Consider the following 15323-nt stretch of genomic DNA (forward strand, 5'->3'; position numbering starts at 1 on the left):
GTGCCGACCGGCGGCTCAGCCCCGGCTCGCCGCCGGGGTGGGGGTCTGGCTGGGCGCGGTCACCGTGGGCTCGAACGCCGTCGCGCCGCTGCCGATGCCGTACGAGCCGGAACGGCCGGCCAGTTGCTCCCGCAGAGCGTAGACCACCACGACACGGCCCGCGGCGAAATCGACCGTGTCGACGGTCGAGACCGCCGAGGCCACGCCGCCGGTGTCGTGCAGCGCCGCGATGGCGCCGCCGTTGGCGGAGGCGGTGACGGTGCCCGCCAGGACGGTGCCGAGAGCGCCGCCGTCGAGGCCGGCCGCGACCGAGACGAGCGCGTTCGTCTGCCGGTCGGCGTCCTCCCCCTCGTACGGCTGGGCCGGTGCGAGCACGATGGCCATCGTCGCGCGCTGCTCGGGGTCGCCGTTCAGGGTCAGGAAGTCACCCGCTTGGAACGCCTCCAGCACGCCGGTGGCCGCGGGGTTGGTCCGGCCCGCCTGCGCGCGGTCGTTGGTCACGATCGCGCCGGCGAGCATCGCCGCGGCCTTGTCGTACGGCGTGGCCCCGTCGGGGAAGGTGGTGCCGGCCGGGGCGAGGTTGGTGGCGAGCCCGTCCACCACGCTCGCCTGCTCGACGTCGAGGAACTTCTCGGTCAGGCTGACCCTGCCCGTGTAGGCGGCGCCCGCGCTCGTGATGAGCTTCTCGACCGGGTCGCGCAGGGCGGCCGACGCACCGGGAGCCTCGACGAGCACGACGCGCTCGCCCGCGAGCTGGCCGCGCACGAGCTCGGGCAGGTGGGTCGTGACCAGCGAGTCGCCGCCCTCCTCACGCGTCTGCAGCTCCGAGATCTGCGTCAGGTACTTCTCGTTGGCCTGCCGCAGCGACGCGGTCATCTCCTCGGCCGACTTGAAGAACGTGGGCTCGAGCACGGTGCTGCCCAGCACGATGCCGACCGTGAGCGCGAGGAAGATCGCCACGATCGAGACGAGGTGATAACGGAAATCGATCACGAGAAGAGTCCGACCAGCCAGAAGATGAAGCCGTTCCAGGCCACGCGCAGGCCGTTCAGCCACACCTGGCCGATCGGCGATACCGAGAGGACCACACCGATCGTGACCAGCGTGGTGGCCACGAGCAGCAACAGAGACGACGTGGAGATCCGGCTGCGGTAGAGCCTGCTCACGCCCTTGGCGTCCACGAGCTTGCTGCCCACACGCAGGCGGGTGAGGAAGGTGCTCGCCGCGCCCGACCTGCCCTTGTCCAGGAACTCGTCGAGCGTCCAATGGGTGCCGACCGCGACGATCAGCGTCGCGCCCTTGTCGTCCGCCAGGAGCATCGCGATGTCCTCGCTCGTCCCGGTCGCGGGGAACACGACCGCCTCCTGGCCCAGCTTGTGCACCCGCTCGAGGCCCGGCGCCCGCCCGTCGCGGTAGGCGTGGACGACCAGTTCCGCGCCGCAGCACAGCGCCTTCTCCGAGACGGAGTCGAAGTCGCCCACGATGATGTCGGGCACGTACCCGGCCTCCAGGAGCGCGTCCGCCCCGCCGTCCACGCCGATCAGCACCGGGCGGTACTCCCGGATGTACGGCCGGAGCGTGGCGATGTCCTCCTTGTAGTGGTAACCCCGCACCACGATGAGAGCGTGGCGGTTCTCCAGGGAGATGCGGATGTCGGGCACGCCGACCCCGTCGATCAGGAGGTCGCGCTCGCGCCGGACGTACTCCATCGTGTTGGCGGCGAAGGCCTCGATCTGGACGGCGAGGCCCGCGCGGGCCTCGGTCATCGCCGCTTCGACGCTCTCGGCGGTCTGCGGCTGCCCCTTGCCGACCAGCTCCTCGCCGAGGTAGACCATGCCGTCGTGGACGCGGATCACGTCGCCGTCGGCGATCCGCTCGAACAGTTCCGGCGACGCGTTGTCGATCAGGGGGACGCCCGCGTCGATCAGGATCTGCGGCCCGAGGTTGGGGTAACGGCCGCTGATGCTCGCGGCGGCGTTGACCACGGCCGCCACGCCGCACGCGACGAGAGCCTCCCCGCTGACCCGGTCGATGTCGACGTGATCGATAATCGCGATTTCCCCGGGCTTGAGGCGCTTGGTCAGCCTCTTCGTCCGCCTGTCGATTCTCGCCACTGCCGTCACCCCGGGAAGGCCGTCGGCCTTCCTGCGGCGGAGGCCCGGAACATTCAAGCTCGGGACCTTCATCATGACCATCCTGCCAGAGGCGGCGACCGCCACGCTTCCACACCCCACGGCTCGTCTGAATTGTCACTGCAAGTCAGGGATGTTGCCGAGGTGCGCCGACCGGGGGCAGCCGAGTCAACGCACACCTTCCGCGACGCTGTCCGCCCCCGTTCCTCCGCCCCCTCATGCCGGGGTTTGACTGCTTCCCGGCGCGCCCTGCTCCAAACACGTCACCCCCGCGCGCCCCGCCGAGTGTACGCGCGTCCGCAGGCCCGCACGGCACTACCGGGCGGCGCGGGGCGGCCCTCAGCCGGCGGCCTGGAGTCCCTCCGCCCGGAGGCCCTCAGCCCGGCGGGGCCGGAGGCGCTCAGCCCGGCAGGCCGGGAGTCCCGCAGCCCGGCGACCCGAAGGCTTTCAGCCCGCGGCTCGGCGGCCCGAGCGCTTGGCCGCTCCCGAGGACGCCTTCTCCCAGGCGGCCTTGTCGGCGGCGGCGATGGACAGCAGCTCGGCGGCGTGCGCCCGGCCGAGCTCGGAGTCCTCCAGCCCGGCGAGCATCCGCGACAGCTCCCGCTCGCGGCCCTCCTGGTCGAGCGTCACGACGCCGCTGCGGACGACCCTGCCGTCGCTCGCCTTCTCGACCACGAGGTGCTGGTCGGCGAAGGCCGCCACCTGCGGCAGGTGGGTGACCACGATGACCTGCGCCGTCCTGGCGAGCTTGGCCAGCCGCCTGCCGATCTCCACGGCCGCCTTGCCGCCCACACCCGCGTCGACCTCGTCGAACACGAACGTCGGAACGGGGTCGGCCCCGGCGAAGACCACCTCGATGGCGAGCATCACCCGGCTCAGCTCGCCGCCGGAGGCGCCCTTGGTCAGCGGCAGCGGCGGCGCGCCGGGATGGGACGCCAGCCGGAGCTCGACCTCGTCCACGCCGTGCGGGCCGAACCCGTCGGTGGCGGTGATCGCCACGCTCACCCGCGCGTGCGGCATGGCGAGCGCGGTCAGCTCCTCGGTCACCGCCCGGCCGAACCGGTCGGCGGCGACGGTGCGGATGGCCGTCAGCTCACCGGCCAGCTCGCCAAGCCGCTCGGTGAGCTCGCCGTGCTCCCGCGTCAGCTCCTCGATGCGCTCGTCGTCGCCTTCGAGCTCCGTCAGCCTCTCGGCGGCCCGCTGCGCCCATGTGAGCACGGCCGTGACGTCCTCGCCGTACTTGCGCATGAGCCCGTTCAGCGCCGCCCTGCGCTCCTGCACCGCGGCGAGCCGCGCGGGGTCGGCCTCGACCGACTCGGCGTACGCGGCCAGCTCGGTCGCCACGTCGGAGACCAGGTAACCCGCTTCGGCCAGGCGGTCGGCGAGCCCGGCGAGCGCGGGATCGAAGTCGCGCACGGACTCCACGGCCGCCTTCGCGTGACCGAGCAGCGACACGGCGTCCTGCACGTCCTGCGCGCTCGACATCGGATCCCCGAGCAGCGCGGCGTGCGCGGTCGTGGCGGCGGTGCGCAGCGCGTCGGCGTGGGAGAGCCGCTCGGCCTCCTCCTTCAGCTCGGCGTCCTCCCCGGGCCTGGGCTCGACCTTCTCGATCTCCTCGAGGCCGAACCGCAGCACGTCGGCCTCCTGCGCCCGCTCCCTGGCCTTGACGGTCAGCTCGTGGAGCAGCTCCCCCACCTGCTTGTGCCGCTTGTATGCCTGCTCGTAGGCCCGCAGGGGTTTGACCAGCTCGTCGCCGGCGTAACGGTCGAGCGCCGCGCGCTGCCTGCCGGGCTGCAGCAGCCGCTGCTGGTCCATCTGCCCGTGCACGGCCACGAGGTCGTCGGCGATGTACGTCAACGTGCCCACCGGCACGGCTCGGCCGCCCAGCCAGGCGCGGGAGCGGCCCTCCGCGGAGACCGACCGGGAGATGATCAGCTGCCCGTCCTCGACCTCGCCACCGACGTCGGCGACCTGCTGAGCCACGCGGCCCCCGGGCTCGATCACGAGCGTGCCCTCGATCAGCGCCTTGTCGGCGCCCGGCCGGACCCTCGCCGGGTCGGCCCGCCCCCCGAACAGCAGGCCGAGGCCGGTGACGACCATCGTCTTGCCGGCCCCCGTCTCACCCGTCACGACGGTGAAACCCGGCGACAGCTCCAGTACGGCCTCGTCGATCACGCCGAGCCCCTGGATGCGGACCTCCTCGACCCGTGGCCGCACTGGTCCCTCCCGTTTTGCCGACCGAACTCGCCAGAGATCCTACGCGTAACTCGTCAAGATTTTCGAGGACAGCGTGTCCGGACCGCGACCCGAACGAGAATCTGTGGACACAAAAGCCCTGCTCATCCGGCATATCACCACCAACCGCCACAACCCGCTGTGGATCGCGGCGCCTCACCCGGTCAGCCGGAGCGTACGCGGCCTCGCCAGCCCTGCACCGGCAGGCCGAACTTCGCGACCAGGCGGTCGGTGAAGGGCGCCCCGGTGGTCTCCACACCGAGCAGCCGGGCCAGCCGTACGGGCACCTCGCCCCTGCGGACCTCCACGCGGGCGCCGGGCGGGATGTCGAAGCGGCGGCGGCCGTCGCACCACAGCACACCGGCGCTGGTGTCGGGGAGGATCTCCAGCGCGAGCGTGGACTTCGGCGACACCACCATCGGCCGGGCGAACAGGGCATGGGCGCTGTTGGGCACCAGGAGCAGCGCCTCCACCTCGGGCCAGACGACGGGACCGCCGGCCGAGAAGGCGTACGCCGTCGATCCGGTGGGGGTCGCGCAGATCACGCCGTCGCATCCCCAGCGCGACAGCGGGCGGCCGTCGACCTCCGCGACGACCTCCAGCATGCGGTCCTTCTTCTCGACCGACGCCTCGTTGAGCGCCCAGGTCCGCGCGAGAACCGACCCGTTCAGGCGCACGACGACCTCGACCGTCATGCGCTCCTCGACCTCGTAGCGGCCCTCGACCACGAGGTCCACCACGGACGCCAGGTCCTCCACCTCCGCCTCGGCGAGGAAGCCCACATGCCCCAGGTTCACGCCGAGCAGCGGCACCGCGGCCGTGCGGGCCAGTTCCGCGGCGCGCAGCAGCGTGCCGTCACCGCCCAGGACGATGATCAGCTCGGCTTCCTCCAGCGCCGCCCCGTTCTCCGGGACCACCTCGACGTGGGCGCAGCCGAGCTCCTCCGCCTCCTCGTCGAGCACCCGGACGTTGATGCCCGCCCCGATCAGCCGTTCCATGACCAGGCGGGCGCTGCGCACGGCCGCCTCACGGCCGGTGTGCGCCGTCACCAGGACCGTCCTCTTGGCGTCCGCCCGGTCGCCCGCCGCGCCGCCCGTGCTCATCGCGCTCATCGTCTCCACGCCTCGCCGCCCGCGCTCACCGGGGTCCCTCCGCGACCGCCGTGTCGACGGCCGCGTCCACGTCGGGCACGGGGTCGTGTCCCGGCCCCTTCCCGAGCCACAAAACGTATTCCACGTTCCCCGACGGCCCCGGCAACGGGCTCGCCGTCACGCCCTTCACGGTCAGGCCCAGCGAGCCCGCCGCCGCCGCGACGTCCCGCACCGCCTGCGCCCGCAGGGCCGGGTCGCGTACGACGCCTCCCGCGCCCACGCGCTCCTTGCCGACCTCGAACTGCGGTTTGACCAGCATCGCGAACTCCGCCACCTCGGCCGCGCAGCGCGCCAGGGCCGGGAGGACGAGCCGGAGGGAGATGAAGGACAGGTCCCCGACGATCAGCGTCGGCGGCTCGCCCACCATCTCCGGGGTCAGGTCGCGGACGTTGACCCGCTCCATCACCGTGACCCGCTCGTCCGTACGCAGCGACCAGGCGAGCTGGCCGTACCCCACGTCGACCGCGAGCACGTGGGCGGCGCCGTGCCTGAGCAGCACGTCGGTGAAGCCGCCGGTCGAGGCTCCCGCGTCGAGGCACCGGCGTCCCTCGACGTTGAGCCCTTCGAACGCGCGCAGCGCGCCGAGCAGCTTGTGGGCGCCCCTGGACACGTAGTCGGGGCCTTCGGCCGTCTCGGCGACCACGATGGGGGCGGCCGTGTCCACCTGCGTGGCCGCCTTGCCCGCCACCTGGCCTCCGACACTGACCCGGCCCGCCTCGATGAGCTGGACCGCCTGCTCTCTGGACCGGGCGAGCCCGCGGCGGACGAGCTCGCTGTCCAGCCGGACACGCTTCATCGGGCCCGCCCCGCCGCGCCGTCCCGTGCCGTCCGGACCTGCGCCCGGCTCGCGGCGTCCGCGGCCGCTCCCGTGGCGCTCACCGACCGCTCTCCCGGCCGCCGTGCGCCTCGGGCTGCCGTCCGCCGGCGTCCTCCACGGACGCGAGCACCGCTTCGAGGCCGGTGAGGACCTGTTCGAAGACGCCCACGTGCTCGGACACCGGCGCGTGAGCCAGCCGTCCGAGGGGCGACAACGCGGCCTGCACGCCGTCGGCGCCCGAGGCGAGGTGCTCCCCGGCCGCGATCCCGCTGTCCGTCATGGTCCCTTCCCGCTCCGATCAGCTGCCCCGTCACGCTTGCCTGTGACGCTTCCCCGTGCGCGGCCGCACGCTCGATCCGGGGCTTCGGCCCGGCTCTCGCCGGATCGGGTCCCGGACGTCGCCGGACGGCACGCGGCCATGCCGCGGGTCTCCGTACGAGCCCCTGCGGCTGGTCGCCTCGACGCTATCGGACCCCACCGACGATCGTGCGCCGTCCGGCCGTTCCACTGGGGACCGCGGGCCCTCCCCCGATGATCTCGCCTCAGGTGCCTGAGGGAGGCCATGCTCATCTCGTGGTCCCTTTGGTTGCGAAATCTACGGCTCGCGGACCGCCGGGCGCGTGCCGTGACCTTTCCATGACCCGACGCGGATTTCGCGCAGGCCGCTCGTGGAAAGCTACTGTCGGTAGGTAGAGGGGAATCACATCGTCGACCGGTGATCCGTGCGCGGTTTCAAGGAGACACGGTCCGCGAGAAGACACGGTCCGCGAGGAGAAAGGCAGGCGCATGGCGACCGTCGAGGAATGCCGGGCGGCGCTGGACAAACTCGTCGAGCACTTCGACGAGATAAGCGAGGAGGACCGTGCCAAGCACGTGGTCGAACGCCGGCTGGCCTGCCGGATCTCCGACCTCGGCGTGACCTTCTACGGTCGCATCCACCGGGGCGGGCTCGACCCCTTCAAGGAGGTGCCCCCGGGGGACGGCCGGCCCGCCGAGGTCAAGCTGACGCTCAAGAGCGAGGACCTGGTCTCGATGGTCAACGGCGAGCTCGACATGGGCCGCGCGCTGCTGGGCGGCCGGGTCAAGATCGACGCGAGCCTCGGAGATCTGCTGCGCCTTCGCAAACTCCTCTGACCGCTGGCCGGAACCGCGACGCACCCCGCGCCGAGACCCTGGCCCGAACCGCGGCGCACCCCGCGCCGAGACCCTGGCCCGAACCGTGATGCACCCCGCGCCCAGATTCCGGCCCGAACCGTGACGCACCCCGCGCCGAGACCCCGCCGTGCAGAAGGCGGGGCCTGGACCGCGAAACGCGATCGCCGGGCGACGCTGCCACCACGTCGGTCAGCGGCCGAGCGCCGCCAGGGCGGCCTTCACCGCGTCCTCGTCCGCTTGGCCGTCCCCCGCCGCGTCCCAGGTGGCGGCGCACGCCGCGCGCAGCCCCTCGACGGGGTCGCCCTCCCCGGAGAGCACGAGCTCCCCGTCCTGCCACGCGGCCGTCCACCCGCCGCAGGTCCAGCCCTCCGAGCCACACCGTACGGGGACCACGGGGACGTGCAGGCCGGACAGGTCGGCGGCGATGTGGGTGGGACGGTGATGGGGAGCGGCGGTGAGCACGTCCAAAGGAGTGGCGACGCCGGTCAGCACGAGCAGGCTGTCGACACCGGCCCTGGTCGCGCCCTCGATGTCGGTGTCGAGCCGGTCGCCGACGATCAGCGGCCTCTCGGCGCGGGTGCGGATCATCGACTCGCGGTGCAGCGGCGGCTCAGGCTTGCCCGCGACCACGGGCTCGACGCCGGTCGCGGTGGCGATCACGCGGCTCATCGACCCGTTCCCCGGCTGCTCGCCCCGGCCCGTCGGCATGGTCGTGTCGCCGTTGGCCGCGACGAACCACGCCCCCTGGCGTACGGCGAGCGCCCCTTCGCACAGCAGCCCGTAGGACAGGTTGTCGGCGATGCCCTGCACCACGGCGGCGGGCGCGTCCAGGGCCGTGGTCACGGGGCGCAGGCCGTGCTCGCGCAGGGCCATCCGCAGTCCCATGCCTCCTACCACCAGGACGGCGGAGCCCCCAGGCACGTGCTCGGCGACCAGCCGGGCCGCCGCCTGCGCGGACGTCACCACGTCCTGCGGGGCGGCCGGAATGCCCAGATGGCTGAGGTGCTGGGCGATCGCCCCCGGCGTGCGGGACGCGTTGTTCGTCACGAACGCGAGCCGCACGCCCTGGTCCCGGGCCTTCACCAGCGCCTCGGGGGCGCCGGGGACCGCGTGTTTGCCGAGGTAGACGACACCGTCGAGATCGAGCAGCAGCGTGTCGTAGGCGTCCACGAGCACGCCGGTGGTTTCTGGCATGTCGGAAGTATGGCCTACGGTCACGCCCGCCTCGCCCGCAGCGTGGCCCTGACCTGCTTCAGCGCGGACACGTAGTGCCGCAGGTCGGGGCGCATCGCCACCGCCACCGCGAGCGGCTCCTGCGCCCCCTCGATGTCTCCGCTGCGCCACAGTGACAAGCCGAGACCGAAGTAGGCGTAGTCCTCGGCGGGGTTGGCGTCGACGATCCAGCGGAAACTCCCCGCGGCCTCGTCGTAGCGCTTCGAGTTGAACTGGGCCCGCGCGAGGGCCTCGCGGATACTGCGCGAGTCGGGCTCGGCCCGTACGGCGTGCTCCAGGATCGCCGCCGCCGCGGCCGGGCTCCCCTCTTCGAGCAGTTTCATGCCACGCTTGAACCACTCATAGACGCCGCCGGAAGGCGTACCGCCCGGATCATTGGAAGAAGCAGAGGCCTCGTTTCGTCCTTCGATCATGGGGTAAGCCCTCCTGCACTCCGATTTCACAAGCAACCGGGCACCGCAGCGTCGGGGAGTCCGGGCACTTATGGCAACATGCCCGGTATGGAGAGTTCTGAACGGGCGGGACTGGTGCTACGTCCGTTCCACGGCGTCCGTTACGCGGTGGACGATCTGGCCGCAGTCACCTCCCCGCCGTACGATCTCATCTTTCCTGACGAACTGCGGGAACTGCTCAGTCGTCATCCGAACAACGTAGTGCGCCTGATCCTTCCCGGGATCAGCCACTACGGCGAGGCGAGCGCCACGTTGAGCGAGTGGCTCGCCGACGGAGTGCTGACGGTCGACTCCCTGCCCGGCCTGTACGTGTACGAGCAGAGCGGCGTCGGCTTCCTGCAGCGGGGCCTCATCGGAGGCGTCGGGATCGGGTCGACCGCGATCCTTCCGCATGAGAACGTCCTGCCGGAGCCCGTCGCCGACCGGCTCGCCCTGATGCGGGCGACACAGGCCAACTTCGAGCCGATCTTCCTGTTGTACGAAGGCGGGGGCACCGCCTCCCGGCTCGTCGACGACGTGGCGACACAGCGTTTCCCCCTTATGGACGTCCGCACCCGTGAGGGCGTGCACCACCGGCTCTGGGCGGTGACCGACCCCCACGAGATCGAAGCCGTCGCGGAGGACCTGCGTGATCGACAGGCGCTGATCGCCGACGGTCACCACCGTTACGCCACTTACGAGGCGCTGCAGAAGGACCACGTGGGTCCCGGCCCCTGGGACTACGGCCTGGCGTACCTGGTCGACTCCACGGCCTACCCGCCCGACCTCAGGGCCATCCACCGTGTCATCCCGGGGCTGCCCCTGCAGGAGGCCGCCGCCCGGGCCAAGGGCGCCTGGCAGGTCCACGAGTTCCCCCTGGTCGAGGACGCCCTCGCGGGTCTCGCCACGGCGACCGGCCCCGCCTTCGTGCTCGCCGGCGAGGGACCCGCCCATCTGCTGACGGATCCGGACCCGCTGCAGGTCGAGCACGCCATGCCGTCGGGGCAGTCCCCACGGTGGCGGATGCTCGACACCTCGGTCCTCACGACGTTCCTCCTGCCCAAGGTGTGGGGGATCACCGACAGCGACCAGTCGGTGATGGTCGTGCACCACGACCCGCTCGCCGCCGTGGAGAGGGCGCGCCGGCTCGGCGGGACGGCGGTGCTGCTGAATCCGCTGTCCACGGAGGACGTCCTCACGGTCGCGGCACAGGGTGAGCGGGTGCCTCGCAAGTCGACCTCGTTCGGCCCCAAGCCCCGGACGGGCCTGGTCATGCGGACCTTCGCCGCTGACTGACCACCTCGTCGCCGGGCTCCGCCGAGACGGTGTCGTCCCGGTGGGAGCACGCCTCACCACCGGAGCACGCCTCACCACCGGAGGACGCCTCGCCGGTCGCACATGCATCGGCGACCTCGGCAGCACCGGCCTGACCGGTCTCGGCGGCGGTGTCGTCATCGGCGTGGGGCGTTCTCCTGCGTGGCCTGCCGCGGGGCGCGGCCGGTTCGACGCGGCGTGCCGTACGGACCTCGATCTCGTAGCGGCTGCCGCCACGCCACCAGCGGCGGCGCAGCGCGCCTTCCACCTCGACCAGATCATCGAGTCGCCAGCCGCTCAGCATGTCGCGCACGCCGTCGTCGAGCGTCGCGCACTCGATCGCGTCCGACCGCTGATGGCCCGAGCGGCTCCCCGGCCTGCGGACCGCGAGACGCCACTGCGTCAGCAGGGCTCCGCTCGGCAGTTCCCGGTGTGCCGGCTCCATGGACAGCCGCCCGGCCAGCACCACCTCGTTGCGGTGCATGTGATCTCCTCTCTGCCGTGGAGATCACTATCTGTGACCAGGTTGGGCCGGCGCGGCCCTGAATGCCATTCTGTGAATACCGGTTCTAGTTTCAGGAGTGGGCTGTGGACAACGTGACTCCACTCGGCGGCGACGTCTACGAGATCGACACGCGGATGGCGGGCTATTCCGGCATCACCGCGGGCTATCTGATCCTCGGCGACCGCCCTTGCCTCGTCGAGACGGGCACCTCGACCTCGGCTCCCGTGGTCAGGGACGCCCTGTCCTCCCTCGGGGTGGGACCGGACGACCTCGCGACCGTCGTGGTCACCCACATCCACCTGGATCACGCCGGCGGCGTAGGAGACATCGCGGACTACTATCCCTCCGCGGAGATCGTCGTCCATGAGAAGGGCGCCCGTCATCTCGCCGATCCCTCCCGGCTCATGGCGAGTGCCAAGATGGTCTGGGGCGACAAGCTCGACGTACTGTTCGGCACTCTGGCGCCGACCGACGCCGCCCGCATCAGGGCCCTCGGCGACACCGGCACGGTCGATCTGGGCAACGGCCGCACGCTGGCGAGCCACTACTCCCCCGGCCACGCCAAGCACCATGTCGGCCTGCTGGACTCGCTCACCGGCGACCTGTACGTGGGCGACGCCGCCGGTGTGTATCTGCCCGAGACCGGAGACCTGCGGCCCGCCACGCCGCCGCCGGACTTCGACCTCGACGTCGCCCTCGGCTCGATCGCGCTGTTCACGGCCCTGAGACCACAGCGGCTGCTGTTCAGCCACTACGGACCGGTGGAGGACGTGCCCTCGACCCTCGAACGGTCGGCAGAGGAGCTCCGGATCTGGGTGGACCTCACCAGACGGGCCAGGGACGAGGGACTCGACCTCGATCACGCCGTCGCCATGGTGCGCGACCGGACGCGGGAGCGGTACGCCGCGCTACGCGCCGACGAGACCACCGCCGAGCAGTTCGAGCTGCTGAGCGGCGCGCCGTCGAACGTCGCGGGGATCATGCACTGGCTGGATCGCACCCCGGGCTGACTCACGGCCCTCCCAGGAAGACCGGGTCCCTGAGGCGCGGCTTCTCCCGGGAAAGTGAACGGGCGCCGCCGAGGCGGCGCCCGTTCGGAACGTCAGGGCTGGCGCTTCGCCCGATCCTCGGTGTCCTCGGCGTCCTCGGGGCCGTCGAGCACGTCGCCGAAGTTCGGCTCGATGAACGCGGGGCCGTAGGACGGCGCGCTCTTGGCGGAAGGCTGCTCGGCCCCCTCATCGGCGGCGCGCGTCTCCTCGCCACCCGATGCCGGCGTTGCCCCAGGCGCTACCGGTGCGGACACCTCGCCGCCCGATGCCGGCGTCGCCACAGGCGCCACTGGTGCGGACACCTCGCCGGCCGAGGACGTCGCGGCCGCATCGTCGCCCGCGGAGTCGCCGTCCTCCGGGTCCTCGGTCAGATCGTCCTCGTCGGAGAGGTCGTCCTCCCGGGGGCCGCCGGGGAGGTCCGCTTCGTCCTCCTCAGCCTCCTCGTCCTTGACCGCCTCTCGAACGCCCTCGTCGCCGGTGTCCTCTTCATCGTCGGCAAGGTCGTCGTCCAGGAGGTCACCGGACTCGGCGCCGGACTCGTCGTAGTCCTCCTCCAGGTCCTCGATGAGTCCGCCGGTCAGTTCGGCGTAGCGTTCGGCCGCATCGGTCTCGCCGTCCTCGTCGAACGCCATGGCACGAGCGAACCAGTCGGTCGCCGCTTCCTCGTGCCCCGCGTCGGCCAGGGCGTCCGCGTACGCGAATGCGAGGCGTGCCGACCACGGCTTCGGCTGAGGGTCACGCAACTCGGGAACCCGCTGCAGCGTGATCACGGCCGCGTCGTGCTGACCGAGGTCGCGACGGGCCCCGGACTCCACGATGGCCAGCTCGATCTTGCCCGCGCGGTCCAGCCGTTCGGCCTCACGCGACCGGACGAGGTCGAGCGCGCGTTCGGGCCGCCCGAGCCCACGCTCACAGTCCGCCATGATCGGCAGGTACTCGTCCGAGCCGCTGATCCGTCGGGCGGCCCGGAGGTCGCCCAGCGCCTCGGCGTACTGACCCGCGTGATAGGCGGCGATCCCGGTGGCCTCGCGGACCACGCCGATCCTGCCCGCGAAGCGGCGGGCCACCTTGGCGTGCTCGTAGGCCTTCTCCGGATCCTCCGCACTCAGCGCACGGGTGGCCGCCACGAGGTGGCTGGCCACGAGGTCCGCCAGGTCGTTCGGCAACGAGCGAAGCTCCGCACGCGCCTCCCTGTCCAGTTCGTCCGGCGTGATGTCCGGGTCGAGCGGAGGAATCTCCTCCCGCGTTCTCGGCCTGGTCGGCTCGTCCGGCCTGCCGTAACGGCTACGGCTGCCGCCCCGCTCGTCGCGGCTGAAGGGACGCGCCGCGCCGCGGTCGCCGCTGAACGGCCTGGACTCGTCACGGTCCCTGCCGCCGAACGGCCGGGCACCGCGATCGTCGCCGAACTGGCGCCGTGGCCGGTCACCGGAGCCCGACTCACGCCCGCGGAACGTCCGCGCTCCCTCCTCAAGGTCGCGGCCCGGACGTCTGTCGTCGCGATCCCGGAAGGACCCGCCGGGCCTGTCTCCCGACGTACGGCTCGGCCTGTCGCGGAACGAGTCCCGGTCACGGTACCGGGGGGCGCCACCCGCGTCCTGCCGGTCCCCGTAGGGGCGCCTGGGCCTGTCCCCGCCGCCCCTGTCGTCGCGGTCGCCGAACGAACGCCGCGGCCGCTCCTCGCCGCCGAAGCCTCGATCGGTGCCCCGATCGCCACCTCGATCGCCGTACGGACGCCGGGGACGGTCCTGGCGCTCGTATCCGCTTCCGCCCCTGTCGTCGCGGCCGTAACCGCGCTCCTGGTCCGTGCGTCGCGGCGGGCGGCTGCCAGACGCGTCACGATCGCCGCGCTCGTACCGAGGCGTGAAAGAGCGTCCTTCCCGGCCCTCACGGCCGTCGCGCTCGCGGGAGCCGTAGCGCCCGCCGAAACCGCCGCCCTGGCGCTGCGGGCGGTCTCCGTACCCGCCGCCCTCCCGCCGATCCGTGCGGCGCTCACCGTACGGCCGGCTGCCCCGGTCGTCGGAGCGGAACGGGCGTCCGCCTCGTTCCTCGCGATCCCGGAAGCCCTGACCGCCTCGGGAGCCGTCGCGGTCTCCGTAGGAGCGGCGCGGCCGATCGTTGCGGAAGGAGTCCCGGTCCTGATAGACGCGCTCCCCGCGTCCTTCGGAGCCTCCGGCTTCCCTGCGTCCTTCGAATCCGCCGGCCCCGCGCGGCCGGTCGCCTCCGCGCTCGAAGCTCCGCCCTCCGTCGCGGTCGCGGTACCCGCCGCGATTGTCGGTGCGGCCACCTGTGCGATCCCCACTACCGAAGGGACGGCGACCGCGGTCATCCCGGTCGCGATAACCATCACGCCTGTCGCGATTCCCATAGGAACCGGTCGCCCTGTCGCCACGATCACGCGAACCGAAGCGTCCCCCGGACGATCCGCCCTGGTCGCGGTCGCCGCGCCTGTCGGACTGGAACGGGCGCTCGCCACGGTCGCCGCGCCTGTCGGACTGGAACGGACGCTCGCCACGCTCGCCGCGGTCGCTCCGGAAGCCTTCCCGCCGCTGTCCATAGCGACCGCCGAAGCCGCCGCCTCCTCCGTTACCGCGGAATCCTCCGGCGCGCTCAGCCCGGTCTCTGCTCTCTTCGCGGTTGTCTTCGCCACGGCCCGCGCCGTCGCGCCCGTCTTCTCTGTTCACTTCTGTCCTCTGTTGCTTGCTCACCGCGTCCGGTTCGCCGGCCGCAGGGCTCTGTCTTCCCGCTGTTCTGACTATTGGGGATCTGCCCCATACCCGATGAGTTCCAGGGAAGACATGTTGTTTGCGCCGCAGGTCCGCTGAGATCGCGGCCGCCGCAGCCTTCGCTTCTCGTCCGATGCGACGAAGGCCACCCGTGGGGGTGGCCCGGCACTGCCAGCCTAGCGCGCCATCACCACCGCCCGGGCCTCGACAGGAGCTTTCGCTCCCCGTCGACGCGGGTTTCGGCCTGGTGAAGAAATGGCCTCATAAACGCGGAAGGGCCACCCCAAACCGGGGTGGCCCTCCCAAAAGATTGTCCGGCGGCGTCCTACTCTCCCACACCGTCCCCGGTGCAGTACCATCGGCGCTGGCAGGCTTAACTTCCGGGTTCGGAATGTAACCGGGTGTTTCCCTACCGCTATAACCGCCGTAACCCCACGAAACACACAACCACACGGTTGCTGTCTCTGAGATCACATAGTGAACGCGAGCACATCATGGTCAAGTCCTCGGCCTATTAGTACCGGTCAGCTCCACACATTACTGCGCTTCCACTTCCGGCCTATCAACCCCATCATCTC

13 protein-coding genes and 2 rRNA genes are annotated in these 15323 nt (G+C 71.8%); 3 read left to right on the forward strand and 12 right to left on the reverse strand.

Translation table 11 applies throughout. From position 1 onward, the window contains the following. Positions 1-15 precede the first annotated feature (15 nt). The 6 genes from FLW16_RS09105 to FLW16_RS09130 form a co-directional block, all read right to left on the reverse strand. The gene (locus tag FLW16_RS09105) at positions 16-993 is read right to left on the reverse strand and encodes a copper transporter (RefSeq protein WP_142559517.1); all 978 of its coding nucleotides are present in this window, start codon (positions 991-993) and stop codon (positions 16-18) included. Next, on the reverse strand, positions 990-2186 hold the full coding sequence (gene steA / locus FLW16_RS09110; protein ID WP_260615080.1) for a putative cytokinetic ring protein SteA: 1197 nt from the start codon (positions 2184-2186) through the stop codon (positions 990-992). The genes FLW16_RS09105 and steA overlap by 4 nt, the downstream gene beginning before the upstream one ends. A gap of 393 nt (positions 2187-2579) precedes the next feature. Further along, entirely contained in the window at positions 2580-4349 is a 1770-nt protein-coding gene (recN, locus tag FLW16_RS09115) for a DNA repair protein RecN (RefSeq protein ID WP_142559519.1), read from the reverse strand. A gap of 182 nt (positions 4350-4531) precedes the next feature. Continuing rightward, a complete protein-coding gene (locus FLW16_RS09120) occupies positions 4532-5479 on the reverse strand; it encodes an NAD kinase (RefSeq protein ID WP_142559520.1) in 948 nt (315 codons plus the stop codon). Between the two features lie 25 nt (positions 5480-5504). Continuing rightward, on the reverse strand, positions 5505-6314 hold the full coding sequence (locus FLW16_RS09125) for a TlyA family RNA methyltransferase (RefSeq protein ID WP_142559521.1): 810 nt from the start codon (positions 6312-6314) through the stop codon (positions 5505-5507). A gap of 79 nt (positions 6315-6393) precedes the next feature. Continuing rightward, the gene (locus tag FLW16_RS09130) at positions 6394-6615 is read right to left on the reverse strand and encodes a hypothetical protein (protein ID WP_142559522.1); all 222 of its coding nucleotides are present in this window, start codon (positions 6613-6615) and stop codon (positions 6394-6396) included. Between the two features lie 506 nt (positions 6616-7121). Between FLW16_RS09130 and FLW16_RS09135 the strand changes: the two genes are divergently transcribed. Beyond that, positions 7122-7469, forward strand: coding sequence for an SCP2 sterol-binding domain-containing protein (locus tag FLW16_RS09135; RefSeq protein WP_142559523.1), 348 nt, complete (start codon positions 7122-7124; stop codon positions 7467-7469). Positions 7470-7679: 210 nt separating this feature from the next. On the opposite strand, the gene FLW16_RS09140 is transcribed toward FLW16_RS09135, so the two are convergent. Then, complete coding sequence (locus FLW16_RS09140; protein ID WP_142559524.1) at positions 7680-8684, reverse strand: HAD-IIA family hydrolase; 1005 nt, start codon at positions 8682-8684, stop codon at positions 7680-7682. 20 nt (positions 8685-8704) lie between these two features. After that, positions 8705-9046 carry a M48 family metallopeptidase gene (locus FLW16_RS09145; protein WP_260615068.1) on the reverse strand — a complete coding sequence of 114 codons (342 nt, stop codon included), beginning with the start codon at positions 9044-9046 and terminating at the stop codon, positions 8705-8707. A 177-nt stretch (positions 9047-9223) separates the two neighbouring features. Here FLW16_RS09145 and FLW16_RS09150 point away from each other — a divergent pair, with 177 nt between their 5' ends. Beyond that, positions 9224-10450, forward strand: a complete 1227-nt coding sequence (locus tag FLW16_RS09150) for a DUF1015 domain-containing protein (RefSeq protein WP_260615069.1) — start codon at positions 9224-9226, stop codon at positions 10448-10450. On the opposite strand, the gene FLW16_RS09155 is transcribed toward FLW16_RS09150, so the two are convergent. Next, complete coding sequence (locus FLW16_RS09155) at positions 10425-10952, reverse strand: single-stranded DNA-binding protein (protein WP_142559527.1); 528 nt, start codon at positions 10950-10952, stop codon at positions 10425-10427. The two genes, FLW16_RS09150 and FLW16_RS09155, sit on opposite strands and share 26 nt — an antisense overlap. 104 nt (positions 10953-11056) lie before the next feature. On the opposite strand from FLW16_RS09155, the gene FLW16_RS09160 reads away from it, so the two are divergent. Beyond that, positions 11057-11983: an MBL fold metallo-hydrolase gene (locus tag FLW16_RS09160; RefSeq protein ID WP_260615070.1), complete on the forward strand. Its 927-nt coding sequence runs from the start codon at positions 11057-11059 to the stop codon at positions 11981-11983. A 92-nt stretch (positions 11984-12075) separates the two neighbouring features. On the opposite strand, the gene FLW16_RS09165 is transcribed toward FLW16_RS09160, so the two are convergent. The 3 genes from FLW16_RS09165 to FLW16_RS09175 all read right to left on the reverse strand — a co-directional run. Continuing rightward, positions 12076-13188: a hypothetical protein gene (locus FLW16_RS09165; protein WP_260615071.1), complete on the reverse strand. Its 1113-nt coding sequence runs from the start codon at positions 13186-13188 to the stop codon at positions 12076-12078. Between the two features lie 1869 nt (positions 13189-15057). After that, positions 15058-15174 (reverse strand): 5S ribosomal RNA (rrf, locus tag FLW16_RS09170). A 65-nt stretch (positions 15175-15239) separates the two neighbouring features. Continuing rightward, positions 15240-15323, reverse strand: a 23S ribosomal RNA gene (locus FLW16_RS09175); the annotation flags it as partial.

Origin of the sequence: Microbispora sp. KK1-11, assembly GCF_006874435.1 — a bacterium.
Taxonomy (GTDB): Bacteria; Actinomycetota; Actinomycetes; order Streptosporangiales; family Streptosporangiaceae; genus Microbispora; species Microbispora catharanthi.